This is a genomic window from Nocardia sp. NPDC019395, assembly GCF_040632335.1.
GTDB lineage: Bacteria > Actinomycetota > Actinomycetes > Mycobacteriales > Mycobacteriaceae > Nocardia.
The window spans coordinates 636,180-660,763 of record NZ_JBEYBT010000001.1; the positions used below are offsets into that span (position 1 = coordinate 636,180).

Annotated in this window: 26 protein-coding genes; 16 read left to right on the plus strand and 10 right to left on the minus strand. The window is 66.2% G+C overall.

Going from position 1 to position 24,584, the window contains the following annotated elements:
* Positions 1-66 precede the first annotated feature (66 nt).
* Complete coding sequence (locus ABZ827_RS02955; RefSeq protein ID WP_357234426.1) at positions 67-951, plus strand: aldo/keto reductase; 885 nt, start codon at positions 67-69, stop codon at positions 949-951.
* A 33-nt stretch (positions 952-984) separates the two neighbouring features.
* Positions 985-1,383: a cupin domain-containing protein gene (locus tag ABZ827_RS02960; protein ID WP_357231957.1), complete on the plus strand. Its 399-nt coding sequence runs from the start codon at positions 985-987 to the stop codon at positions 1,381-1,383.
* 156 nt (positions 1,384-1,539) lie between these two features.
* Here ABZ827_RS02960 and ABZ827_RS02965 read toward each other — a convergent pair whose 3' ends face one another.
* Positions 1,540-2,460, minus strand: coding sequence for a LysR family transcriptional regulator (locus ABZ827_RS02965; protein WP_357231960.1), 921 nt, complete (start codon positions 2,458-2,460; stop codon positions 1,540-1,542).
* Positions 2,461-2,596: 136 nt separating this feature from the next.
* Here ABZ827_RS02965 and ABZ827_RS02970 point away from each other — a divergent pair, with 136 nt between their 5' ends.
* The 6 genes from ABZ827_RS02970 to ABZ827_RS02995 are packed head-to-tail and all read left to right on the plus strand — an operon-like array spanning position 2,597 to position 8,599.
* The gene (locus ABZ827_RS02970) at positions 2,597-3,727 is read left to right on the plus strand and encodes an FAD-dependent monooxygenase (protein WP_357231963.1); all 1,131 of its coding nucleotides are present in this window, start codon (positions 2,597-2,599) and stop codon (positions 3,725-3,727) included.
* Between the two features lie 48 nt (positions 3,728-3,775).
* Positions 3,776-4,714, plus strand: a complete 939-nt coding sequence (locus tag ABZ827_RS02975; protein ID WP_357231966.1) for a VOC family protein — start codon at positions 3,776-3,778, stop codon at positions 4,712-4,714.
* The gene (locus ABZ827_RS02980) at positions 4,714-5,697 is read left to right on the plus strand and encodes a fumarylacetoacetate hydrolase family protein (protein WP_357231969.1); all 984 of its coding nucleotides are present in this window, start codon (positions 4,714-4,716) and stop codon (positions 5,695-5,697) included. Before ABZ827_RS02975 ends, ABZ827_RS02980 begins: the two co-directional genes overlap by 1 nt.
* Positions 5,694-6,443, plus strand: coding sequence for an SDR family oxidoreductase (locus ABZ827_RS02985; RefSeq protein WP_357231972.1), 750 nt, complete (start codon positions 5,694-5,696; stop codon positions 6,441-6,443). The genes ABZ827_RS02980 and ABZ827_RS02985 overlap by 4 nt, the downstream gene beginning before the upstream one ends.
* A gap of 12 nt (positions 6,444-6,455) precedes the next feature.
* Entirely contained in the window at positions 6,456-7,625 is a 1,170-nt protein-coding gene (locus ABZ827_RS02990; RefSeq protein WP_357231975.1) for an alpha/beta hydrolase, read from the plus strand.
* Positions 7,622-8,599, plus strand: coding sequence for a cyclase family protein (locus ABZ827_RS02995; protein ID WP_357231977.1), 978 nt, complete (start codon positions 7,622-7,624; stop codon positions 8,597-8,599). The genes ABZ827_RS02990 and ABZ827_RS02995 overlap by 4 nt, the downstream gene beginning before the upstream one ends.
* A gap of 11 nt (positions 8,600-8,610) precedes the next feature.
* Here the strand turns inward: ABZ827_RS02995 and ABZ827_RS03000 are convergent, their stop codons facing one another.
* From ABZ827_RS03000 to ABZ827_RS03010, 3 genes are read right to left on the minus strand one after another with little or no spacing between them, the layout of a single operon-like run.
* Positions 8,611-10,089, minus strand: coding sequence for an aldehyde dehydrogenase family protein (locus ABZ827_RS03000; protein ID WP_357231980.1), 1,479 nt, complete (start codon positions 10,087-10,089; stop codon positions 8,611-8,613).
* Between the two features lie 41 nt (positions 10,090-10,130).
* The gene (locus ABZ827_RS03005) at positions 10,131-10,961 is read right to left on the minus strand and encodes a mycofactocin-coupled SDR family oxidoreductase (RefSeq protein WP_357231983.1); all 831 of its coding nucleotides are present in this window, start codon (positions 10,959-10,961) and stop codon (positions 10,131-10,133) included.
* 16 nt (positions 10,962-10,977) lie between these two features.
* Positions 10,978-11,700 carry a carboxymuconolactone decarboxylase family protein gene (locus tag ABZ827_RS03010; RefSeq protein WP_357231985.1) on the minus strand — a complete coding sequence of 241 codons (723 nt, stop codon included), beginning with the start codon at positions 11,698-11,700 and terminating at the stop codon, positions 10,978-10,980.
* 110 nt (positions 11,701-11,810) lie between these two features.
* Here ABZ827_RS03010 and ABZ827_RS03015 point away from each other — a divergent pair, with 110 nt between their 5' ends.
* The gene (locus tag ABZ827_RS03015) at positions 11,811-12,488 is read left to right on the plus strand and encodes a TetR/AcrR family transcriptional regulator (protein ID WP_357231988.1); all 678 of its coding nucleotides are present in this window, start codon (positions 11,811-11,813) and stop codon (positions 12,486-12,488) included.
* 126 nt (positions 12,489-12,614) lie between these two features.
* Here the strand turns inward: ABZ827_RS03015 and ABZ827_RS03020 are convergent, their stop codons facing one another.
* Entirely contained in the window at positions 12,615-13,886 is a 1,272-nt protein-coding gene (locus tag ABZ827_RS03020) for a cytochrome P450 (RefSeq protein WP_357231991.1), read from the minus strand.
* A 224-nt stretch (positions 13,887-14,110) separates the two neighbouring features.
* On the opposite strand from ABZ827_RS03020, the gene ABZ827_RS03025 reads away from it, so the two are divergent.
* The gene (locus ABZ827_RS03025) at positions 14,111-14,725 is read left to right on the plus strand and encodes a TetR/AcrR family transcriptional regulator (protein ID WP_357231994.1); all 615 of its coding nucleotides are present in this window, start codon (positions 14,111-14,113) and stop codon (positions 14,723-14,725) included.
* A 126-nt stretch (positions 14,726-14,851) separates the two neighbouring features.
* Positions 14,852-15,688 carry a mycofactocin-coupled SDR family oxidoreductase gene (locus ABZ827_RS03030; RefSeq protein WP_357231997.1) on the plus strand — a complete coding sequence of 279 codons (837 nt, stop codon included), beginning with the start codon at positions 14,852-14,854 and terminating at the stop codon, positions 15,686-15,688.
* A gap of 46 nt (positions 15,689-15,734) precedes the next feature.
* Here the strand turns inward: ABZ827_RS03030 and poxB are convergent, their stop codons facing one another.
* The gene (gene poxB / locus ABZ827_RS03035; protein WP_357232000.1) at positions 15,735-17,471 is read right to left on the minus strand and encodes a ubiquinone-dependent pyruvate dehydrogenase; all 1,737 of its coding nucleotides are present in this window, start codon (positions 17,469-17,471) and stop codon (positions 15,735-15,737) included.
* A 171-nt stretch (positions 17,472-17,642) separates the two neighbouring features.
* On the opposite strand from poxB, the gene ABZ827_RS03040 reads away from it, so the two are divergent.
* Positions 17,643-18,641, plus strand: a complete 999-nt coding sequence (locus ABZ827_RS03040) for an MBL fold metallo-hydrolase (protein ID WP_357232002.1) — start codon at positions 17,643-17,645, stop codon at positions 18,639-18,641.
* Between the two features lie 57 nt (positions 18,642-18,698).
* Here ABZ827_RS03040 and ABZ827_RS03045 read toward each other — a convergent pair whose 3' ends face one another.
* The 3 genes from ABZ827_RS03045 to ABZ827_RS03055 are packed head-to-tail and all read right to left on the minus strand — an operon-like array spanning position 18,699 to position 20,424.
* Positions 18,699-18,884: a tautomerase family protein gene (locus ABZ827_RS03045; RefSeq protein WP_357232005.1), complete on the minus strand. Its 186-nt coding sequence runs from the start codon at positions 18,882-18,884 to the stop codon at positions 18,699-18,701.
* Positions 18,885-18,917: 33 nt separating this feature from the next.
* A complete protein-coding gene (locus tag ABZ827_RS03050; RefSeq protein WP_357232008.1) occupies positions 18,918-19,763 on the minus strand; it encodes an IclR family transcriptional regulator in 846 nt (281 codons plus the stop codon).
* A complete protein-coding gene (locus ABZ827_RS03055) occupies positions 19,756-20,424 on the minus strand; it encodes a hypothetical protein (RefSeq protein ID WP_357232011.1) in 669 nt (222 codons plus the stop codon). Before ABZ827_RS03055 ends, ABZ827_RS03050 begins: the two co-directional genes overlap by 8 nt.
* A gap of 167 nt (positions 20,425-20,591) precedes the next feature.
* Between ABZ827_RS03055 and ABZ827_RS03060 the strand changes: the two genes are divergently transcribed.
* The 3 genes from ABZ827_RS03060 to ABZ827_RS03070 are packed head-to-tail and all read left to right on the plus strand — an operon-like array spanning position 20,592 to position 23,085.
* The gene (locus tag ABZ827_RS03060; protein ID WP_357232014.1) at positions 20,592-21,866 is read left to right on the plus strand and encodes an MFS transporter; all 1,275 of its coding nucleotides are present in this window, start codon (positions 20,592-20,594) and stop codon (positions 21,864-21,866) included.
* 52 nt (positions 21,867-21,918) lie between these two features.
* A complete protein-coding gene (locus ABZ827_RS03065) occupies positions 21,919-22,713 on the plus strand; it encodes a fumarylacetoacetate hydrolase family protein (protein WP_357232017.1) in 795 nt (264 codons plus the stop codon).
* A gap of 21 nt (positions 22,714-22,734) precedes the next feature.
* Positions 22,735-23,085 (plus strand): MmcQ/YjbR family DNA-binding protein, encoded by a 351-nt coding sequence (locus ABZ827_RS03070; RefSeq protein ID WP_357232019.1) that lies wholly within the window; start codon positions 22,735-22,737, stop codon positions 23,083-23,085.
* A gap of 56 nt (positions 23,086-23,141) precedes the next feature.
* On the opposite strand, the gene ABZ827_RS03075 is transcribed toward ABZ827_RS03070, so the two are convergent.
* Entirely contained in the window at positions 23,142-24,077 is a 936-nt protein-coding gene (locus ABZ827_RS03075; RefSeq protein WP_357232021.1) for a LysR substrate-binding domain-containing protein, read from the minus strand.
* Between the two features lie 61 nt (positions 24,078-24,138).
* Here ABZ827_RS03075 and ABZ827_RS03080 point away from each other — a divergent pair, with 61 nt between their 5' ends.
* On the plus strand, positions 24,139-24,549 hold the full coding sequence (locus ABZ827_RS03080; protein ID WP_357232024.1) for a DUF5997 family protein: 411 nt from the start codon (positions 24,139-24,141) through the stop codon (positions 24,547-24,549).
* Positions 24,550-24,584: the final 35 nt, after the last annotated feature.

Genomic DNA, 24,584 nt, shown 5'->3' on the forward strand with positions numbered 1-24,584 from the left:
AACGAGAAAGGAGGCCCGCTGGTGAGTGATACCTCGAACAGTGCCGGCGCACCTAGCCTGGCCGGTATGAGTATCCCCTCGATGGAGCTGAACAATGGAGTGACGATCCCGGTTCTCGGGTTCGGTGTGTATCAGACGCCGCCGGACGAGACGATCGCGGCGGTCGGTTCCGCGTTGTCGACCGGCTACCGGCATATCGATACCGCCGCCGCCTACGGTAACGAACGCGAGGTCGGGGAAGCGATCCGGCGTTCGGAGCTGTCGCGTGACGAGGTGTTCGTGGAGACGAAGATCTGGATCACCGACTACGGCTACGACTCCACGCTGCACGCGTTCACAAAGAGTGCCGGGAAGCTGGGGGTGGAACAGCTCGACCTGTTGATCCTGCACCAGGCGCTACCGGACGAATTCGACCTCACCGTCCAGGCCTACAAGGCGCTCGAGACGCTGCTGGCCGATGGCAAGGTTCGTGCCATCGGTGTCTCCAATTTCATGCCCGATCACCTGGCTCGGCTCTTGGACGCCACCTCGGTGGTTCCGGCGGTCAACCAGATCGAGGTGCACCCGTATTTCCGCCAGTCCGAGCTGCTCGCGGTCGACAGCGAGCACGGCATCGTGAACCAGGCGTGGTCGCCGATCGGTGGTATCACCTTCTACCGCGACGGCTCCCACGGTTCCACTCTGGAGGATCCGGTGATCGGGGAGATCGCGGCCGCACACGGTAAGTCACCGGCTCAGGTGATGCTGCGCTGGCATATTCAGCAGGGTCGTCAGGTGATCCCGAAATCGGTGACTCCGTCGCGGATCGCGGAGAACTTCGCGGTGTTCGACTTCGAACTCAGCGCCGACCAGTTGGCCGCCATCGACGCGCTGGACACCGGCGTGCGCGGCGGTCCCGAACCGGAACAGATCACCCGCGAGAACTTCGGCATCGAGATTCCCGAACCCTGACCCCGTCCGGTTGCTGCGATAGAGGAGTACACAGTGGATGTCGTTCCCCGCGTTCCGACAACCAAGAATCCACCCGAGCAGTTCACCGGTGACGTATGGCTCGACCCGATCGCGTCGCCGCGGGAAGCGGGCCAGCGGATGGTGGTGGCGAAGGTTCGTTTCGCGCCCGGCGCCCGCACGGCCTGGCATTCCCATGCGCTGGGGCAGACACTGCACATCACACAAGGCGTGGCATGGGTGCAGTCGCGCGGTGGCGCCAAGGTGGAGGCGTATCCGGGCCAGACTCTCTACTGTCCACCGGGGGAGGAGCATTGGCACGGAGCCTCGGCGGATTCCTTCATGGAACATCTGGCCATGCTCGACACCGCCGACGACCCGGCCACCACTACCACCTGGCTCGAGCACGTCACCGATGAGGAATATCTGGGCTGACTGCGGCGCATGAGGGCGCTCATAACGCGGTAGCCGGACCACCGGCCCCGGTGAGGCCCGGCAGCAGATCGGTCCGGCGCCGGATCCAACAGCGGCGCCCCACCACCCACACATCACGGGAGGTGGGGCGCCGCGTTGCTCTGACGCTGCCCGAGGTCAGCGCGACACCTGCGCGCTCACCTCGGCCAGTACCGAACGCAACCACTGGTGGGCCGGGTCGGCGCGATGGGTGGGATGCCACCAGAACGCCTCCACGAGCGGCACGACCTCCCAGGGGCAGGGGAGAATCCGGACGTTCGCGGCGGCGGCCAGCCGGTCCGCCAGCCGGCGTTGCAGGAGCGCGACGCAGCGGGTGCCGGTGACCATGAACGGCACCGCGAGGAAACTCTGCACCACCACCCGTATGTCGGGTTCGATCCCGATCATTCGCAGCTGCCGGGCCGCGGGAGTGAAGGCGGTCGGCGCGTGATAGGTGACCACCCAGGGCAATTCGGCGAGCTGTTCGAGCGTGACCGTGTCCCCGACCTCGTCGTTGTCCGCCGACACGATGAGTACCCAGCTGTCGGTGAACATATCGAGGGACGGCATATCGGTGAGGAAGCCGTGCGGCAGGAAGGTGCCGTCGGCGGTGCGCAGCGATTCGGGGGCCTGGTCGATATGGGCGCCGGTCTGCTGGTCCAGGCGTAATCGCACGCCCGGCGCCCGTTCGGCGAGGACGGTCGCGAGCTGGTCGCAGAAGACCGTGGCCGCATAGTCGGAGACCAGCACGGTGAATTCGCGGCTGGAGGTGGCGGGGTCGAAGACGGGGACCGCATCGAAAACGCGCTGGATCCCGGCGATCGCCGCGGTGGCCGGCTCGCGGAGTTGCTCTGCCAAGGGGGTGAGTTCGTAGCGGTTGCCGCTGCGATGCAGGAGTTCGTCGTGGAAATGGCGGCGCAGCCGGCGCAGCGCGGCCGATACCGCGGGCTGGCTCAGGCCCAGGGTCTCGGCAGCCCGGGTGACATTGCGTTCGGTGAGCAGTGCGTCGAGCGTCGTCAAGAGGTTCAGATCCAGATTTCGCAGCGATCCGGCGGTCATACCTCGAACCATAAACCGTGTGAATGGTGAGCATAAGCAATACGCTCTTCCGTAATGGTGATCTGGGTCGCAGAGTGGTCGCTACCACCTCGTCGCGGAGGGTCCGGCGAGGTTACGAGAGCCACTGGAGTCTGTTGTGTCTGCTGTCCGGAATGTGTTGGTGATCGGCGCCGGTTCCGCCGGTGCCGCCGCCGCGATCCTGCTCGCCGAGACCGGGGTAACGGTCGATCTCGTCGAGGCCAAGCCCGATATCGCCGCCTTGGGATCGGGTATCACCTTGCAGGGCAATGCCTTACGTGTTCTGCGGCGATTGGGGGTCTGGGACGAGGTGCGTGCGAAGGGCTACGCCTACGACACCTTGGGTCTGCGCGCACCGGACGCCGCGGGCACCCTGCTGGTCGAGCTCGACGAATTGCGCTCCGGCGGCCCGGACCTGCCGGCCAATATGGGAATGTTCCGCCCCGACCTGGCCCGGATCCTCGTCGACCGGGCCGTGGCGGCGGGCGCGAAGGTCCGCTTCGGTATCGCACCCACCGGTCTGGTGGCCGGCGAGCAGAGCGTGGACATCGATTTCTCGGATGGATCCACCGGCCGCTACGACCTCGTCGTCGGTGCGGACGGGATCCACTCGTGGACGCGGCGCACACTCGGTATCGATCTCGAGCCGCGGCCGACCGGGATGGGTATCTGGCGGCTGTTCGCGCCCCGGCCCGCGTCGATCACCCGCACCGATCTGTATTACGGTGGCCCGGCGTATATCGCCGGATACTGCCCGACCGGCCCGGACACCCTCTACGCCTATCTGGTGGAAGATGCCCGCGACGATGCCCGGCCGACACCGGAACAAGGTCTGTCCGCGATGCTGGAGCTGGCGGCCGCCTATCACGGTCCGTGGGACGAGGTGCGGGCCTCGATGACCGATCCGGACCGCATCAACTACGCGAAATTCGAAAGCCATGTGATCGACGGGCCGTGGAACCGCGGCCGGGTGGTACTGATCGGCGATGCCGCCCACAGCTGCCCGCCGACCCTTGCACAGGGGTGCGCCCAAGCGCTGGAGGACGCCGCCGTGCTGGCCGAACTGCTGATCGCGCACCACACAGTTTCCGAGGACCTGTGGTGCGAGTTCACCGATCGTCGGCTACCCCGGGCGAAGGACGTCGTCGAATCCTCGGTGCGGCTCGGGCAATGGCTGCTCGACGGTGAACAGGGCGATGTCGCCGGCCTGATGACCCGTATCTCGCACATGGTCGCCGAGCCCGCGTGAGCAGCGCTTTCTCCGGCAACGCGGGCACTCGAAATGAAGGACAAGAGCATGAACGAACGATTGATCACCCATTTACGGCATGTCGATCTGGCCGTCCCCGACTACGACAAGCAGTTCGAGTTCTACACGAATATGTGGGGGCTGCAACCGCAGACGACCGAGAACGGCCTCGCCTTCCTCGCCGCGGCCGGCTCGCCGGAACAGTATTCGGTGCGCTTGCGCAAGGCGGAGGAGAAGCGACTGGACCTCATCTCGTTCGGCGCCGCGACCCCGGCCGATGTGGACACCATGGCGGAACGGTTGGCAGCCGACGGGGTGAAGCTGGTGAGCCGACCCGGTGAACTCCAAACCCCCGGTGGTGGTTACGGGTTCAGGTTCTTCGACAACGACGGCCGCACGCTCGAGGTATCGGCGGATGTGGCCGTGCGGCAGCACCGCAAAGTCGAGGAGGGGGAGTCGGTGCCGGTCAAGCTGTCACATGTCGTGATCAATTCACCGAATCCCGAAGCGACCGTTGCCTTCTACCAGAAGCACTTGTCCTTCGCGCTGTCCGATACCCTCTTCCACCCGCATATGGGGGAGATGATGTGGTTCCTGCGCACGAACCGGTTCCATCACAGCATCGCTATCGCACGATGTCCGCACGTTTCGCTGCATCACGCCTCGTTCGAGATGCGCGGTATCGACGAATACATGCGCGGCACCGGCCGGCTGCTGCGCGGTGGAGTCGAGAAGGTGTGGGGGCCGGGCCGGCATATGGCCGGTAACAACACCTTCAGCTACTTCCTCGACCCGCACGGCAACACCGTCGAATACACCACCGAACTGGAGGAACTCGACGAGGACACCTGGCATCCGCACCTGTACGACTTCTCCGACCCGACGGTGAGCGACCAGTGGGGTACCGCGAACCCGATGGAGGAATTCGTGGCGAAGAAATCGTTCAACGACCCCGACCGCGGCTGCTTCGTCGCGCCTCCGGTCTGATGCGGCTCGCGACCTTCACCGCGCCCGACCTTGCGGAAACCCGGGTCGGAGTCGTAGACGGTGACACGGTGTACCCGTTTCCCGAGGGCCTGAGTATGCGCGACGTGATCGATGCCGGCCTGCCCGACGCGCATCGGCTGGCACGAGACGCCCGCACCCCGGAGGCCGGGCGAGTGCTGGGCGAGGTGCGGCTGCTGGCACCTTTGCGCCCGGCATCCATCCGCGACAGTGTGGCATTCGAGGAACATGTCGAAGGCGTGCGCCGCAGCGTGGACGGCAGGTCCGGGGTGCCGGAGGCCTGGTACGACGCGCCGACGTTCTACTTCACCAACCCGCACGCCGTCCTCGGACCGGACGACGAGGCGCTGTTCCCGGCGACCTGCGCGGTGCGCGATTTCGAACTCGAGGTCGCCGTGGTGGTGGGCCGGGCCGGCCGGTCGCTCACCGAGGAGCAGGCGGGTCAGGCGATCTTCGGGTACACGATCATGAACGACTGGTCGGCGCGGGATCTGCAGAGCCGGGAGATGCAGGTGTCGCTGGGACCTGCCAAAGGCAAGGATTTCGCGACGAGCCTGGGGCCGTGGATCGTCACTGCCGACGAACTCGACCCGTACCGCGACGCGGACGGGTTCCTCGACCTCGCGTGCTCGGTCACGGTGAACGGGGACGAAATCGGCCGCGATGTGCTGAGCAACGCGGGCTGGACGTTCGAATCGATGATCGCCTACGCCTCCCGCGACAGCGGGGTCGTACCCGGGGATGTGATCGGCTCGGGCACCGTCGGCAACGGCGGCTGCCTCGGTGAACTCTGGGGCCGTCGCGGCGAACAGGATCCGCCGCCGCTGCAACCGGGCGATATCGTGACGCTCACCGTCGAAGGCATCGGCGTGCTGAGCGGCCGGATCGGAATCGCCGATCCCGCACCACCGCTGCGCCCCGTGCGGCGCCGCGACTATGCGGCCTTCCGGAGAGGTCCGGTATGAGCACGCTCACCGGACGCAGTGTGGTCGTCACCGGGGCCGGGTCCGGAATCGGTGCCGCGGTAACGGCCGCGGTCAGCGCTGCCGGTGGTCGCGCGATCGCGGTCGACCGGGTCGCCGGGGACGGAATCCGCCAGCTCGACGTGCGCGACCCGCGGGACTGGTCGGCGCTGGTCGCCGATCTGGCCGGTGAACCGGTCCACGGCCTGGTCAACTGTGCGGGCGTCACCTGGCGCGCACGGCTCGGGGACGTCACCCCGGACGCCCTCGCCGATACGCACGCGGTGAACGTCGGCGGTCCGTTACAGGCGATCCAGGCGCTGTCGCCGTTGATGCCTGCGGGCGGCTCGATCGTCCTGATCGGTTCACTGGCCGGCTACCAAGCGCACTATCCGCTGGCCTACACGACAAGTAAATGGGCGGTCCGCGGGCTTACCCGCACTGCCGCGATGGAACTCGGTGAACGCGGAATCCGGGTCAACACCGTGCATCCCGGTTTCATCGAGACCCCGATGACCGCTTCGGCGCCCGCGGAATTCCGCGAGGCCTCGATCGCGGCCGCGCCACTGGGCCGGGCGGGCAGCCCGGAGGAGATCGCCTCCGTTGTCGTGTTCCTGCTCGGCGACGGGGCCTCGTATGTGACCGGCGCCGAAATCCCCGTCGACGGCGGTGCCGCCTCCCACGCGGGCGCGAAACCCGTCTCCGATGCCCTGCGCCCGCTCTACCAGCCCCCACACCCCACCCACTGAGCAGAGGAAATCATGTTCGAATACTTTCCTGGCAACTACATCTGGAACCTCGGCGTCGTCGCGACACTCAACAGTGGCGGACTGATCGACGAGGTCGACCGCGCCTGCCGCCCTATTCGCGAACTCGCCGCCCAGGGCGCCGATGTGGGCACCGCCGAATTCATGGCCGCCTGGCGGGCCGTGGCCGACCGGCTCGAACAGCAGGCCGTGGAGGCGGAGAAGTCCGGGCACACACGCACCGCCGGGCAGGCGTATTTCCGCGCGTCGGTGTATGTCGCGCAGGCGGAGCGGATGCAGAGTGCCAAGGACCCGAGTCGTAATGCCGAATACCAGCGCAGTGTGGATCTGCTGCTGAAATCGTGCGCGCTGATCGACCCCGCGACCACCAAGGTCGCGATTCCCTACGAGGACACCACGCTTCCGGCGTACTTCCACAACGCCTCGGCCGACGGCTCCCCGACCCCGGTGATCATCATGTGGAACGGCTTGGACTCCACCAAGGAGATGATGGTCGGTGCCGGGATCCATACCGAACTGGCCGCCCGCGGTATCTCCACGCTGATGGTCGACTGCCCCGGCAGCGGTGAGGCGTTGCGGTTGCAGGGGCTCACCGCCCGGATCGATACCGAGGTGTGGGCGGCCGCCTGTGTCGACTGGCTCGAGGCCCGCCCCGATATCCGTAACGACCGGATCGGGCTGGCCGGCTGGTCGCTCGGCGGCTACTACGTCCCGCGCGCCGCCGCGTTCGAGAAGCGTCTCGCTCTGTGCGTGGCCTGGGGCGCCAACCACAACTGGGGCGCGGTGCAGAAACGGCGGCTCGACCGCGAGGGCGAGAACCCGGTCCCGCACTACTGGGATCACGTGCTGTGGGTGTGGGGGCAGCCCGATATCGCGACCTTCATCGAATTCGCCGAGGATATCCACCTCGACGGAGTGGTCGAGAAGATCACCGTGCCGTTCCTCGTCGCGCACGGCGAGAAGGACCGGCAGATCCCGCTCGAATACGCGCACCGGTCCTACGACCAGGCTGTCAACAGCCCCAAGCGGGAACTGCGCCTCTTCACCCCGGAAGAAGGCGCGACCGAACATATCGGCCTCGACCACCTGCCGCACGTCACCACCTATATCGCCGATTGGGTGCGCGACACCTTCACCGAACTCGACGGAGGCGCGTTGTCATGACCCCCGAAGAACTTGACCGCACCGACCCCGAGGGCGCCATCGCCGCCGCGGCCGCCCGGGTCTCCAACTGGGGCCGCTGGGGGCCGGACGACGTCCTGGGCACCATGAATTTCCTCGACGACGCGACCCGTCGCGCCGCGGCAGCCGCGATCCGCACCGGCCGCTCCTTCTCGCTGTCCCAATCCTTCGATATGGACGGTCCGCAGAAAGGCTGGCGCCGGCGCACCAACCCCGTGCACACCATGCTGGATACCGGCACCGACGCCGTGGCCGGAATCCAGGGCTTCCCGCATGGGCTGGGCGGTGCCGACGATGTGATCGCCATGCCCCTGCAGTGCTCCACTCAGTGGGACGGGCTCGGCCATATCTTCGATCACGGGCGGGCCTGGAACGGCCGCCCGGCCGGCGAGGTGGTGACCAGCCTCGGCGACCAGGTGACCGGAATCGAAACCGCCGCCGATATCGTCTGCGGGCGCGGCGTCCTGCTGGATGTGGGCCGGGCGATCGGGGAGAACGGTGAACTCCCGGACGGTTTCGCGATCACACAGGCACATCTCGAACTGACCATCGCGGCGCAGGGACCGACCTCGGAGGTGCGTCGCGGGGATATCGTCGTTGTGCGCACCGGCCAGTTGACCCGCGCGCGCCGCGAGGGCTGGGGTGAGTACGCCGGCGGCCCCGCGCCGGGCCTGTCCTTCACCACCGCCGATTGGTTACACGGCACCGAGATCGCGGCGATTGCCACGGACACGTGGGGTTTCGAAGTGCGGCCGAACGAATTCGACGTGGCCTTCCAGCCCCTGCACCAGGTCGCGATCCCGAATATCGGTCTCTTCCTGGGCGAGATGTGGGACCTAGACGCGCTCGCGCAGGCTTGCGTGGACGACGGCAACTACGATTTCTTCCTCACCGCCGCCCCGATCAAGATCACCGGCGCGGTCGGCTCACCCGTCAACCCGATAGCCGTTCGATGAGCGGCCGGGCTTTACGGCATGGCTACGCGGATGTTCTTGACCTGCTGGAATTCGTGTAGTCCTTCGAGTCCGCCGGCCCGGCCGGAGCCGCTGTGTTTGTATCCACCGTATGGGCTCTGGGGTGAGAGATCGCTGTTGCGGTTGATCCAGACCGATCCGGCGGCGAGACGGCGGGCGACTCCGTGGGCGCGGGCGAGGTCGCGGGTCTGGATGTAGGCGTTGAGTCCGTAGGTGGTGTCGTTGGCGAGATCGATGGCGTGGTCTTCGTCGTCGAATCGCATGACGGAGACGACGGGGCCGAAGGTTTCGTTCCGGGCCAGTGGTGACCGGTTGTCGACGTCGGCGAAGACGGTGGGTTCGAGGTAGTAGCCGGCAGCGAGGTCGCCGCCGAGGCGGTGGCCGCCGGTGACCAGTGCACCCATTTTCCCGGTGCGAGCGTCGTCGATGGTTTGCAGTATCCGGTCGGTGGCGGCCTGGCTGATCACGGGACCGACGAGGATCTGGGGGTCGAAGGGGTCGCCGACCGGGGCGGAGGTGACCACTGCCAGGAACTTTTCCATGAACGTGTCATAGATTGCGTTCTGCACCAGAATTCGGCTGCCGCAGGCGCAGCTCTGCCCGGATTGGCCGAGTGGTCCCTGGAATGCGGCCAGTTGCGCGGCTCGGTCGAGGTCGGCGTCGGCGAAGACCAGGTTTGCCGATTTGCCACCCAGTTCGGTGGCGACCGGGGTGAGGTTGTGTGCGGCGGCGGCCAGAATTGTGCGTGCGGTGTGCCCGCCGCCGGTGAAGTGGATCTTGCCGACGCCGGGGTGACGGACGAGTGCTTCGCCGCCTTCGGGGCCCGAGGGCACCACGTTCACCAGTCCGGGTGGCATGCCGGCGTCGAGGCAGAGCTGTCCGAACCGTAGCGGTGTGAACGGCGCGTATTCCGAGGGTTTGAGTACGACGGCGTTCCCGGCGGCGAGTGCGGCCGCGACCTCGAGGCCGATCACGACCAGTGGCCCGTTCCATGGTGCGATGACGCCGACCACGCCGTAGGGCTCGCGTTCGATCAGGTTGATATCGAATTTATCGGAGACCGGTGTGCTCGAGCCGTTGGCTTTGTCGATGTAGCCGGCGTAGTAGCGGATGAATTTCTCGGCGAGCGCGGCGTGACCGGGGCTCATCGTGATCGGGACCGCGAAGTCGTGCACATTCAGCCGGCCCAGGAGTTCGGTGTCGGCGCGCACCGCGTCGGCGAGGGCGATCATGAGGTCGCGTCGTCGCTCGGGGGTGTAGGAGATCCATTCGCGTTGCGCATCGGCGGCAGACCGGACCGCGCGGTCGATATCGGTGGCGCCGGCCATGTCGATGGTTGCGTTGGGTCTGCCGTTCGCGGGGTAGATGTGTTGGTGGGTGCCGCCGGCAGCACTGCGGGCCCATTCGCCCGCGATGAGCAAGCCGGTGGGCAGGGTCTCCGGTGGCTCGGGTGTTGTGGGGCTGGAAGTCATGGCTGTCTCTGATCTGTCGGTGTGCGTGCCCGGCCGTGTGGTCAGCGGATCATGAATCCCGCGTCCAGGGGCCATTGGACGCCGGTGATGAATTTCGCTTCGTCGGAGACGAGGTAGGCGACGGCGTTCGCGACGTCCTCGGCTTCGAGCATCTGCAGCGGGAGTGCGTTCTGCATACCGGAGATCGAGTTCTGGCCGCCGGCGGCGGCTTGTTCCATCAGTTCGCGCATGGCGTCGTTGAGGGTCATACCGCTGGCGACGCCGGTGGGGTGGATGGTGTTCACGCGGATCCATTCGGGTGCGAGGTATCCGGCGAGTCCCTGCATCAGTGCGACCACACCGCGTTTGGCGGCGGCGTAGGCGTTGCCGCTGGCGTTGAGTGAGGGGGAGGCCTTGAGTCCGGCGGTGGAGCTGGTGATGACGATGGATCCGCCGCGACCGCCCTCGCGCAGGGCCGGTAGCGCGGCGCGGATCGTGTGGTAGACGCCGGTGAGGTTGGTGTCGATGACGTCGTTCCAGTCGGCCAGGAAATCGTCGGATTCCGGGCCCATCCGGATGATTCCGGCATTGGCGACGATGATGTCGAGACGGCCGAAGTGCCGGTGCGCGTCCTCGAATGCCGCGCAGACGGCCTGGTAATCGCGGACGTCGGCCTTTCGGGTGATCATGGTGCGGCCCAGGTCCCGGACCATTTTCTCGGTTTCGGCGAGGTCGGCTTCGCTCGCGTTGGGGTAGGTCATCGAGGCGACGTTCTCGCAGATATCGATGCCGATGATATCGGCGCCTTCGCGGGCGAGGCGTAGGGCGTGGGCCCGGCCTTGGCCGCGGCCGGCGCCGGTGATGAACGCGACGCGTCCGTTCAGTCCTGACATGCTGCTGTTCCTTTTCTCAGTGACCCAGCCGGGCCCAGGCGGTTTCGGCCGTGGCGTGCAGGGCCTCGCCTTTGGCGAAACCGGAGTAGGCCGCGAGCTGCAGGACGACTTCGTCCATCTCGGCCTTGGTGATATCGCCGGATTCCAGTGCGGAGCCGACATGGGAAGCCAGCGGCACCGCGGCATCGCAGACGGCGACAGAGGCGACGGTGATGAACCGGCGGTCACGCCGGCTCAGGCCGGGCCGCTGCCAGACATGGCCGAAAACGAAGTTCAGGATCCCGGCGTGGATGTAGGGGGTCTCCGGCGTGGGGGCCTCGATCAGGTTGACGTCGATGAATTCCCGGGTGCCTTCCGCGATACGTTCGGCCCAGTCGGTCGGGCCGAGGGTCGCGTTGTCCGGCGGCCGGATCGCGGCATCGAGCCCCCGCTCGCTCTGCACTCGGGCCCACTGCCTGCGGATCACGCCTTCCAGATGCGACGCCTTGGGCCAGCCGTTGTAGACCGCGAAATGCAGGACGAATTCCAGCATCTCGTCGATGGTCAGATCGTCGCTGTTGAGGGCGGCGAAGACCTGGTCCTCGATCGGTTGCGGCGCGTCCGCCGCGCCGACACAGGTCAGGGTGACCCAGCGCCGTTCGCGGCGCGACAACCCGGGTCGTGACCACACCTGATCGATGACGAAATCGCGGGCCGCCCGCTCGAAAGGGGTGCCTGCTTCGGGTGGATCGACGGTCATCACGGATCGGTAGCTCCCCATAGTGCCCTACCTATCTACTTAAAATTAATGTGAGTGACATGACATTAAGGCCCACGACTTAGAAAGTCCAGGGGTGGTTTGATGAACCCATGACCGAGTCGGAACTCCCCGTTGGCCTCTCCGCCAAACAGCAACTCGTGCTCACCGCGGAACGGCTCTATGCGATCCACGGCCTCGACGGAGTGCCGTTGCGCCGGATCGGGGACGAAGCCGGTATGGGTAACAAATCGGCGGTGCAGTACCACTTCGGGTCGAAGCAGGGCTTGATCGATGCGATCCTGCTGAATCGAGTCGAGGATCTGACGCGCCGCCGGCGGCTGCTGGAAGCCCGGGTGCCGCCGGGTGATCTGCGGCGCGTCGTCGAGGCCCATCAGCTGCCGTTGATGGAACTGGCCGAGGACGACGACTGCTATTACCTGTCGTTCCTCGAACAGCTCGTGCGCGAGATGCACCCGCTGGACAAACTGCCCACCACCCACCGCGAATCCGAACGTGCCTACTACGCACGTATCGGGGCTCTGATCGATCATGTTCCGCAGCCCTTGCGGGATATCCGGATTCATCAGGCTTCGGCGATCTGCCTGCATGTCTGCGCGGATCGTCACCGGATGCGCCGGATGGGTTCGGTTGTCGCGCCGTTCGCGGTTCATATCGGCCAGCTGCTGGATACGCTGGTGGCCCAACTGGCCACGCCGCCGTCCGCCGAGACGCTGGCCGCGCTGGAGGCCTCGGGGACCGAACGCCCCACCCTGCGAACGCTCCTGTAATCCCATTTCGGATGCGTAATATCTGCTGGACCAATTGAAGGCCGCTGCACTGCAACGGTTTCTGTGTCCTGACAGGAGCCGCCGCATCCCGCGGTCGGGACGGGGCGGCTCCTGCGGGTCCGCGGATCAGTCGGCAGTGAAGGTGATGTGGAGGTCGCGCAGTCCGCGCAGGAGAAAAGTCGGCTCGTAGTCGAAGTGGTGCGTGGAGCCGTGCGCGCTCTCGTCGATCGCGATATCGCTCATCCGGTCGAGCATGCGGTTGAGGGTGACCTGACCCTCCACCCGGGCCAGCGGTGCCCCGGCGCAGGTGTGGATACCCCGGCCGAATGCGATGTGCTCGCGGGCGTTGCCGCGGTCGATCCGGAATTCGGCGGGGTTGTCGAATTTACGGGGATCACGGTTGGCGGCGCCGATGCACAGCATGAGCACGGTGCCGGCGGGAATGTCGACACCGCCGAGCGAGGTGGACCGGCGGGCGAGCCGGAAGTCGACTTTGGTCGGGCTTTCGATCCGTAGTGCTTCCTCCATGAAGTTGCCGACGAGACTGCGGTCGGCGCGGAGCCGCTCCTGGAGATCCGGGCGCTCGGCCAGCACTCGCACCGCGGAGCTGAGCAGTTTCGTCACTGTCTCCTGACCCGCTGCGAAAAGGAACGTCGCGGGACGGACGACGTCGATGATCTCGGGCAGCGTGCCGTCCGGATAGTGAGTTGTCGCCAGGGTGCCGAGGACATCGGGGCGGGGTGTGTGGCGGCGATCGGCGATATAGGCGCTGAACGTCTCGTCGAGCCACTCCAGTGGATTGCGGCCGACCGGTTCGTGGTCCAGGGCGCCCGGGCGCCTACCGGACCGGTCGTCGCCGGCCAGGGTCTCGCGGAACCGCTCCCGGTCGGCTTCGGGGACGCCCAGCAGGTCGGTGATCACCAGGGTGGCGAAGGGTTTCGCGTAATCGCCGAGGAACTCGCACCGGCCGGTATCGAGGAACTCGTCGAGCTGGCGGTCGACCTGCCGCCACATGTAGTCCTCGTTCTCCTTCAGCCGTTTCGGGGTGAGCAGGCGATTGAGCAGCGACCGTGCGCGAGTGTGCTCCGGCGGGTCCATCGTCACCATATGCTCGAAGATCGGAAACAGATGCCGGTGCGCGGCGATCTGCGCGGAGATATCGTCGCCGGCCGGCTCGAACGGCAGCGGCGGGAACGGTCCGCCGATGGAGATGCACGCCGAGAAGTCCGCGGTGTTGCGGAAGGCTTCGTTGACCTCCTGATAGCCGGTTACCGCGACCACGCCGTAGTGGGGTTCGCGGAAGACCGGGTTCCGGCCGCGCAGGTGGTCGAGGTACGCGTAGGGATCCTGGGCGATGGCTTCATCGGAGAAGAAATCCCGTGCGGCAAGGTCGGTCATCGGCTCGCAGCCTTTCGATGCAGGCCACGGCGGCGATACCGCGGTGGCCGTTCGATATCCCGTCGATCCGCTCGCGGCAGACGCTCGTAGTCCTCGTCGAGAGTTGATCGACCGATAAAATGTTAGAGTGCACCATGGTTACCATGCGGCATTTCGGGCAGTCAAGGATTGCGATCCCCTTCGTGAACGGGCCGGTCGGCCGCGCATTCGGGCGGTGCCGCTGAATGCCCACGAAGCGTGCTGCCAAAGCCGCCGACACCGGGACTCGGCTGCGGCTTATGGAGGCGACCGCTCAGATCATCCGTGAGGAGGGCTACGCCGCGGCGACCTCACGTCGGGTCGCGGCCGTTGCCGGGGTGAAATCGACCCTGGTGTACTACTACTTCCCGACGATGGACGACCTGTTCGTCGCGGTGATGCGTGCCGGTGGTGAGAAGGCGCTGGACCGGATGCGGCAAGCGCTCACTGCCGACGATCCGCTGCAGGTGTTGTGGGAGATCAACACCGATGCCCGGTTCACCCAGCTGAACACCGAGTTCATGGCGCTGGCCAACCATCGCAAGGCGGTGGGAGCGGAGCTGAAGGTTTTCGCCGAACGTGTCCGCGATATCGAAACCGCCGCGGTCACCCTGGTGCTGCGCTCGTGCGGAGTCGATCTCGCGCAGTTCCCACCCGTTGTCGTGTCGATGCTGCTCACCGGTGCGGCTCGAATCCTCTGCAACGAAGGTGCTGTGGGTATGCGGCAGGGGCACGACGAGCTGCGCGTGTTCGTCGAAGATCTGATGAGCCGGTACCGTCCGCCGGTGGCGGCCACGGGGGCCGTCCGCCGGCCTGAATAGCCGGTTTCTCGTTGACAGTCCGCACCGCTGCTGTCACAGTTTTATCGATCGATCAATTTTTTGCTCGATTTCTTCGCGGCCGCCGCATCGATGCGGTGGCCGTACAGCGATAGAACGAGGTGGAACATGGCCGGACGGGTCGAAGGCAAGGTTGCCTTCATCACGGGAGCAGCACGCGGACAAGGCCGCAGCCACGCGGTCCGGCTGGCGCAGGAAGGCGCCGACATCATTGCCGTAGATGTCTGTAAGGCGGTCAGTGGCAGCGACGATATCGCCCCGTCGACACCGGAAGATCTGGCCGAGACCGCCGATCTGGTCAAGAACCACGGCCGCCGGATCGTGACCGAACAGGTCGACGTCCGTGACTACGACGCCCTGAAAACCGCACTCGACAACGGCGTGGAACAACTCGGGCGCCTCGATATCATCGTGGCCAACGCCGGTATCGGCAACGGCGGCGAAACCCTGGACAAGACCGCCGAACCCGACTGGCAGACCATGATCGACATCAACCTTTCGGGCGTGTGGAAAACGGTGAAAGCCGGCGTGCCCCACCTGTTGACCGCCGGCGCGGGATCGGTCGTCCTCACCAGTTCGGTCGGCGGTCTCAAGGCGTACCCCAACACCGGCCACTACATCGCCGCCAAGCACGGAGTCATCGGCCTGATGCGCAGCTTCGCGGTGGAACTCGGCCAGCACTCCATCAGGGTCAACTCGGTCCTGCCCACCAACGTGAACACCCCGATGTTCATGAACGAAGGAACGATGAAACTGTTCCGCCCGGACCTGGAGAACCCCGGCCCCGACGACTTCGCGCCCGTTGCCCAGCTCATGCACGTGCTGCCGGTGGGCTGGGTGGAACCGGTGGACATCAGCAACGCAGTCCTGTTCCTCGCCTCCGACGAAGCCCGCTATATCACCGGACTTCCGCTCCCCGTCGACGCGGGAAGTCTCCTGAAATAGCAAGCCGTTTGTGGGAATCGCCGCGCGCCGGTCGCCAGCGGTTGCTCTAGTCCAGGATTCGCCGGGCGACGTTCGTGGTGACCAGGTCGAGCAGTTCGTCGGCGCGTCCGGCGAGGATCGTGCGGATGGCGTAGATGGTGAAACCCTTGGCCTGCTCGGCGGAGACCGCGGGCGGAATCGTCAGTTCCTGCCGGGCCACCACGACATCGACGAGTGCCGGTCCCTCGTGTGCGAAGGCCTCTTCGATGGCCGGCTCCAGGTCACCGGGCTGTTCCACGCGGCGCCCCCAGATGCCCATCGCCCGGGCGACGGCACCGAAGTCGGGGTTGTTCAGGCCGGTACCGAAATTCACCACCCCGGCCGCCTTCATCTCCAGCTCCACGAAGTTCAGCGACGAGTTGTTGAATACGATCACCTTGACCGGTAAGTCGTTCTGCAGCAGCGTGATCAGCTCGCCGAACAGCATCGTCAATCCGCCGTCACCGGCGAGGGCGATCACCTGGCGGTCCCGGTGGGCCGTCTGCGCGCCGATCGCATGTGGCAGGGCGCAGGCCATCGTGCCGTGCGTGAACGAGCCGGTCAGACGTCGCCGGCCGTTCATGGTCAGATAACGTGCCGCCCAGATCGTCGGCGACCCGACGTCGAAGGTGAACACCGCGTCGTCGTCGGCCAGCCGGTTCACCAGGCCGGCAACGTATTCCGGGCGGACAGGTGTGCGGTCGCGGTCGTTGACCGCCAGCGCGTCGAGCGATTTACGGGTGCGCCGGTAATGTTTCAGCGACCTGTCCAGGTGTGTCCTGTCGTCCTTGTGCGACAGCAGGGGGAGCAGCGCGTCGATCGTGTCCCGCACGCTGCCGACCATGCCCACGTCGATCGGGGTACGCCGGCCGAGATGCCTGCCGCGGATATCGACCTGGATGATCGCGGCATCCTCGGGATAGAACTGGGTATACGGGAAGTCGGTGCCCAGCATCAGCAGCACGTCGGCTTCTTTGATGGCCTTGTATCCCGAGGCGTACCCGAGCAATCCCGTCATCCCCACGTCGTAGGGATTGTCGTATTCCAAGTGTTCCTTGCCGCGAAAGGCGTGCACGATCGGCGATTGCAGCGCCGCGGCCAAGGCCATGACCCGGTCGTGGGCGCCGCCGGTCCCGGCCCCGCCGAGAATCGTCACCCGTGACCCGGCATTCAAGATGTCCGCCGCCCGGCGCAGCGTGGAATCGTCCGGTCGCAGCACCGAGCGGGTGGGCAGGACCGGCCGGCTGCTCCATCGCTCGTCGGACAGGCGGCTCTGGAACACCTCGCCGGGGACCACTACGACGGCGACCCCGTTCTCCTCGACCGCCGCCCGCATCGCCATCTCGAAGACGCGCGGGGCGGACTGCGGGCTGCTGATGAGCTCGCAGTACACACTGCACTCGCGGAACAACTCCTCGGGATGTGTCTCCTGGAAGTATCCGGATCCGATCTCGCCGATCGGTATGTGCGCGGCGACGGCCAGCACCGGAACCCTGGTCCGCTGCGCGTCGTAGAGTCCATTGATGAGATGCAGGTTGCCGGGCCCGCAGCTCCCCGCGCAGACGGCGAGCCGGCCCGTCAGCGCGGCGTCCGCGGTCGCGGCGAACGCGGCGGCCTCCTCGTGCCGCACATGCTCCCACGTGATGCCGTCCGATCGGCGTATCGCGTCGGTGAAACCGTTGAGGCTGTCACCGGGCAACCCATACACCCGGCTGACGCCGCTGACCTGCAACGCAGAGATCATGTGCTGAGCAACAGTCGCCATGGCCAGACCCTACGCGCGCGGAATGCGATCTCCGGTGAGGCGAGGCGAATGCCGCCGAGCCGCCCGCCGCCCTTTCGTCGGCTCCGGTAGCGCGCGACGGCAGGTCTGCAATTGCGCGCTGCGCGGGGCTGCCAGAGGTGATTGCCTTACCTAAGGAATATGGTGGAAGGTGTGAACAGCGCGATATCGGTCGGTGACGGCATCTTCCAGATCCAGGTTCCGATCACGGACAACCCACTCGGGCACACCCTGGTGTACGCGCTGGAGTCGCCGGGTGGTCTGGTGCTCGTCGACGCGGGGTGGCATGACGATAACGCCTGGGAGGGGCTCACCTCGGGTCTCGCGGCGATCGGCCATTCGGTGGCGGACGTCGAAGGGGTGGTCCTCACCCATTTCCACCCGGACCACAGCGGTCTGTGCGGTCGTGTCCGGGAAGCCTCGGGTGCGTGGATCGCGATGCACGAAGCCGATCACGAGCTGTTCGCGCAGATGTCGGGCGACCGGGACGCCGCGTGGATGGAGGCTCAGATCGCGAATATGGCCCGTGCGGGCGCCGGCCGGGCCGACCTGGACGCATACCGGGACGCCGCGAGCCAGGAGGTTCCCGTAGGTCAGGGCTCGGCCCCGGATCGCACTCTCGCCGACGATGAACGTATCGCGCTGACCGGTCGCGACCTGCGTGCGGTGTTCACCCCGGGCCATACTCCCGGGCACGTGTGCTTCTACCTGGAGGACGCGGACGTGATGTTCACCGGCGACCATGTTCTGCAGAAGACGACGCCGCATATCGGGAACTACATCTATCCGCTCGAGGACCGCGACCCTCTGGCCCAGTTCATGGCGTCGCTACGCCGAGTGCAGTCGATGAACGTCACCCGGGGTCTGGGCGCTCACGGGCTCCTGATCGGGGATGTGACGGGCCGCGCCGGCGAGTTGATCGAGCACCATGAAGAGCGACTGGAACATCTGTACAAAGCCTTCGGTGACGATCGGCTGACCGTGTGGGAGGTGGCCGAGCGGATGAAGTGGTACAAACCGTGGACGGCGCTGTCGCCCATGGCGAAGAGTATGGCGCTGTCGGAGGCTGCGGCGCATCTGCGGCATCTGGTCGCCCGTGATTCGGTCGCCCCGGTGCCGGGCGATGAGCCGGCCCGCTACGCCCGCCGGTAGGGCCGGCGCGGATACGGTGACCTGCTCGCCGTCGGCCACGCGATCGGCCCGAGCGCGTCAGTGATCACTTTTCAGTGTGTCGCCGACCGCGAACCGGCTGGGCTCGACCTCGTGGACGACGACACGGACGGTTTCGAGGGGGGCCGCGAGCGTCTCGGCGACCGTTCTGGCCACCTGCCGGACGCAGTTTTCCACTGATTCGGATGGACGTCCTTTGACTAGCGTGATCTGGACTATCGGCACGGGTACTCCTTCGGGGCAATGTGGTTCGGGGCCTCAGCGCTGGTAGCCGAGCTCCCCGGAGAGTGCGTCCGCGGCGTTGGTGAGTGCGTCGACGACCTCGGGGGAGGGCGGGTCGGGCAGGTAGTGGATGGATGCGATCACGGCCAATGTGCAGATCAGGTCTCCACCGTGGGCGAAGACGGGGGCCGCGATGGCGTTGACCCCGCGGAACGTCTCTTCCGGCGCCGTCGCCCACCCTTGTCCGCGGGTGGTCGCGACGTGCGCACGGAGCTGGGCCGGATCCATGATCGTGCTCGGTGTGCGCTGCTCCGGGGCCAGCCGCGACCAGGTTCGGACCTGATCGGGGGAGCCGAACGCCAGGGCCACTTTGCCCTGTGCCGCGCTGTTGTATCCGAATTGGGTTCCCGGGCTCAGGATCACATCGATCGGAGAACCGCCGGGAATGACTTCTGTGACCGTGACGCCGTGTTCGGTGAGTTGAGACAGCACGATTGTCTGACCGATCTCGTCGCGCAACCGGGTCATGACGGGGCGTGCGAGTGTGATCAGTTCGGCTCGCCTGCTGATTCGTTGCCCGAGTAGCAATAGGCGCCAGCCCGGTTCGTAGGCGCGTGTCGCCGGGTCCTGGGAGAGGAAGCCCGACTCTCTGAGGCTGGTGAGGTGCCGATGAATTCGAGCCTTGGGCAGGTCCAGGGCCGCGGCGAGTGCAGTGACGCCCCACGGCTCGCCGCGTTCGAGCACCTTCTCCAGGATCAGTAATGGAAGGAGCGTGGGCGCCGGCTGGCCACCCGACGTGGAATCGGCCTGCGCGTGTGCCGGCGTGCCGGGGACGGCTGACGTCGGTTCGGGGCGAGGGTCTTCGGGTTCGTCGTCAGGCAACGATCACTCTTTCCATGAGGACTCGGTACTTCTGCGTATTGATCTTCTCGTTGTCTTCGGGATGGACAAAACGGATCGAGCTCGCGCCCATATTCTGTTTCGGCAGCAGGAAGCATCGGACGAAGGTCGTCCCGTCTTTCTCGGTGGTCGGTGCGTACACCGGCACGACTCCCTTTTCCGCCCAGGCCGACCCCGGACCGTGGACCTTCGTCGTGCCCTCGGTCTCGATGGTGATCTCGCCCGACCTCGTGATGCGAATCCCGGGACCCTGGTGCAGGTGGGTCCAGGCGATACCACCCGGCGGGAAGGTCACGGTGTCGCACCGCATGAGCCAGGTGTAGCGATCGTCGAGCTCGAAGGTCGCCGTCAACTTCAGTTCGCTGGTGGTCTGCGGGGCGGAACGGAGGGTGTGCGCGGCTTCGTCGGATGCGGCGCCGGCCAGTTCCCATCGCCAGATGATGGAGTCGACTTCTGTCGCGTGCAGGGCCAGTTCCTCGTCGGCGACCAGTGCGGAGCCCTCGCGCAGGTACCGGGTGCTGTCATCGGAGCGGATGTCCAGTCCGCCGGATACGACGTAGATCGAGCGGTTTTCGCGGGGGAGGTAGACCGGTTTGGTGCCGGCGGGGAGGTGGTCCTCGAAAAGAAACATCGTGCGTGGCATTACCGGAACCTTTCGCCGCTGTATCGCTCACCAATACGTCCGTACTGATCATCGCAACAGTACCGCAGGTCGTGTTACGGTCGCCACACCGGCGTCACGACAGCCTGAATTCAAGTATCGATGAGCGATACAAGTGGCGCGGTTGCGTTCTCAGAAGGAGATCACCCATGACAGCACCGGCTTCGGAAACGCGGTGGTACCGCGGGGCCACCAAAGACCAATGGCGCGCTTTCTGGAGTGCCTACCTCGGGTGGGTGCTCGACATCATGGATCTGGTCATCTTCTCGATGGTCTTGACGTACGTGATCGACGACTTCGGCAGTGCCCGGGACACCGCGGGGATGATCGCTTCGTTCACGCTGCTGGCGTCGGCGTTCGGCGGCATGATCTTCGGCTATATCGCCGACCGGTTCGGCCGGACGAAGGCGATGGTCGCGAGCATCCTGTGCTATTCGATCGGCACGATGCTCTGTGGCTTCTCGACCGGCATGGGAACACTCATGGCAGCTCGTGTCATCGTCGGACTCGGTGTCGGCGGGGAATGGGGGGCGGGTACCGCCCTCGTTTCCGAAACCTGGCCCGCCCGTCATAGGGGCAAGGTCCTGGCCTGGGTGCAGAGCGCCTTCGCCACCGGTTACGGTCTCGCCGCGTTGATCGCGTTCCTCGTCGTCCCCGCGCTCGGCTGGCGGTGGGCGTTCTTCGTCGGTGTCTTCCCCGCAGTGCTCGCCATCTGGGTGCGACGCGAAACCAAGGAACCGAAGATCTGGCTCGAGGCGGGCACACGGCTCGGCGCGTTCGCCTCCTTGCGGCAGTTGTTCACCCAGCAGCCCAGGGCTGTCGCCGTCTGCCTGGCATTCACCGCCGCCGCCATGTGCGGGTATTGGGGTCTGTTCACGTGGATCCCGAACTATCTCGCCTCGCCGGTCGACGAAGGCGGACGAGGGATGGACATGCTGTCCTCGACCACGTGGATCATCGTTATGCAGATCGGGGCCGCCGCCGGCTTCATCTCGTTCGGGTATGTCGCCGACCGGATCGGCCGGCGCAATGCCTTCATCGTCTATTTCGGCGCGGCGGTGGTCTGCATACCGATATTCCTCTCCCTGTCCGCTCCGATCGTCGTTTTCGCGTTCGGTCCGGTGATGGCGTTGTTCGGTACCGGCTTCTACTCCGGGTTCGGCCCGACTTTCGCGGAGCTGTTCCCCACCGAGATCAGAGCCTTCGCTCAGGGTTTCATCTACAACGCGGGCCGCGCCGCCAGCGCCCTGGCACCCGCCATGGTCGGATTCATGGCGAACTCCGCCGGAGTCGGCGCCGCGATGATGGGCACCGCGCTGTTCTACCTCCTGGCCGGCGCCATCGTCTTCTTCTTCCTGCCCGAGACCAAGGGACGCGAGCTGCGGACCGGAAATCCGCAGCGCTCCGGTGATCTCGCACACTGACCCGACAATGCGACTGCAGCGCAGCGCAACAACCGAAGGAGAACAATTTCCCATGAGCGCACACAGCACCGAGTGGAGCGTCGAAACCGCTGCCGAGGTCCTGCTTCGTGCCGAGCGGACGAGGACCGACCGCCATCCCGTCACCGAGGACTGGCCCGATCTCGATGTGGCGACCGCGTACCGGGTCCAGGATGCACTGCTCGCCCGCAGGGTGGCAGCGGGCGAGAAGGTCGTCGGGGTGAAACTCGGATTGACCTCGGAGGCGAAACAGCAGCGGATGGGTATCGACTCGCCACTGACCGCATGGCTGACCGACGCGATGGTGCTCGAGGCGGGCGCGCCGATCCCCACCGGCGAGCTGATTCATCCCCGGGTGGAGCCCGAGATCGTTTTCGTACTGGGCGAACGACTCGAAGGTCCGGGGATAACGGCGGCCGGCGCGCTGGCCGCCGTCGAATCCGTGTACGCGGGGATAGAAGTGATCGACAGCCGTTTCACCGACTTTCGGTTCGCGCTACCCGATGTGGTTGCCGATAACGCGTCATCGGCGCGATTCGTCATCGGTGGTATCGAGCGGAGCCCGGAAGACCTCGATCTCGCGCTCGAGGAGTGTGTTCTGTATGTGGGCGGCACCGCGGTCGATTCGGCGACCGGCGCGGCCGTCCAGGGGCATCCGGCGCAAGCGCTCGCACTCGCCGCGAACGCACTCGCGGAACGCGGGCTCGCGCTCGAAGCCGGCTGGATCGTGCTCACCGGTGGTATGACCGACGCCGTTTTCGTCGAGCCCGGTAAGCCGATCGTCGCCGAATTCACCAATTTGGGCAGCGTCACGGTGGCCGGGTCCTGAGTCGGCGGCACAATATGGTCCATGGCCGACGATCCTGTGCCCCGGCTGCGTGAACTCTGCCTTGCCTTGCCGGAGGTGGCCGAGCGACTCAATCACGGGGAGCCGTCGTGGACGGTTCGCCGCAGGACGCTGGTCCAGTACTCCGCGCGACACCCGGTGGATCGGCTGGGGTTCTGGTGCCCGGCGCCGCTCGGTGAGCAGGAAGCACTGGTCGCGGGGGATCCCGAGCGGTTCTTCCGCCCACCCTTCGTGGGACCGACCTGGGTCGGTGTCTACCTGGACGTACCAGTCGACTGGGTGGAGGTCCGGGAGCTGATCGTCGAGGCGTATCGGATGATCGCCCCCCGGAAGCTCGTGACCCGGCTCGAGTGACCGGTTACGCATTGCCGGTCATGTCACGGGGTTTGTGCGTTCTGCGGGGCAGTGCGTCAGCGTTTGCGGCCCCGTGCCGTCTTTTTCCTCGGGGCGATAGGTTTCTTCGCGGGACGCGGTCGCTTCCCCGGTGAGTGCGGTTTCCGCGATTCTGGTTCGGTGCTCTTCCCGGTGGGGGATCGGGAGCTGTTTTCCGAGCGCCCACGCACGATGCCGATGAACTCCTCGAGCGAGCCGGTGGTCCGAGCCTGCGGCCAGGCCAGGGCGATTTCGGTATCGCCGGTATCGGTCACCGTGCGGTAGATGAGGTCGCGCCGGTGGTGCAGCCGGGCGATCGAATGGGGCACGATGGCGACGCCGACTCCGGCGGCGACGAGTTCGATGCCGGCCTTGACGGTGTCGATGTCGGCGGTGTCCTGCAGGCGCTCGTCGGCGAGATCGGTCATGCTGACCTCGTCGAACAGTGAAATCGCGTGGTCCTTGGGTGCCACAACGACGGGTAACTCACGGTAGAGCGGGATGGCGTTCATACCGTCGCGGTCGATCGGCAAGCGGACGAAGCACATATCGACCCGGCCCTCGCGCAGGGCTGCCTCCTGATCGGCCTGGGCGACAGCGACCAGCTCGAGCGGGGTATCCGGGAACCGCCGGGCCCAGATCCGCTCCCATTTGGTGACGGTGACACCGGGCACGAACCCGACTCGTAGCGGGGCGGGGGTGGCGACCGCCGCAGTGCCTGCTTCGTTCTCGGTCCGCGCGATGATGTCGCGGGCCTCCCGCAGCAACTCCTGCCCCGCATCGGTCAGCTGGGTCGGTTGTGCCCCCGGCACGAACAGCTTCGTGCCGAGCTCGGTTTCCAGTTCGATGACCGTATGGCTGAGCTTCTGGCGGGAGATGTGCAATGCCTTCGCGGCGCGAGCGAAGTGCAGCTCCTCCGCGACTGCGGCAAACCAGCGCAGGCGCTGCACATCGATCGAGGGGAACCGGCTCATACCGGCAAGCGTATGGCACGGCGGCGTCCGGACCGGCTCGGCGGCCCGATACGCTGTTCCGGTGAGCCCGGACAAGAAACCGCAGATGATGAAGCCACTGACCGCGGCGAACAAGCTCGGCATCTATCTGCCGGCGGCTCCCGAAGAGTTCCGGAACGCCCCGATATCGCGAGCCGAGGTGGACGAGCTCCGGACGAACCCGCCGCAGTGGCTCACCGAGCTACGCCGCACCGGACCGTTCCCGCGCGATATCGTGGCCCGCAAGCTCGGTGTCTCGAATAGCGGCCTGACCCGAGCCGGAGTGTCCGACGCGCTCACCGCCGACGAGATCGCCGCTTTCCTCGCGGATCCGCCGGAGTGGCTGATCCGCGAACGCGAAAGCTATGCCGCCGTGCGCGCCGAGGACGAACGGGCCCAGGCCAAGGAGGCCGAACGCCGGGCTGCGACCAATCGCTCCCCCAAGGGCCGTTAACTGTTCTGAGTCGACCGGACTCCGGGCAATTCCCG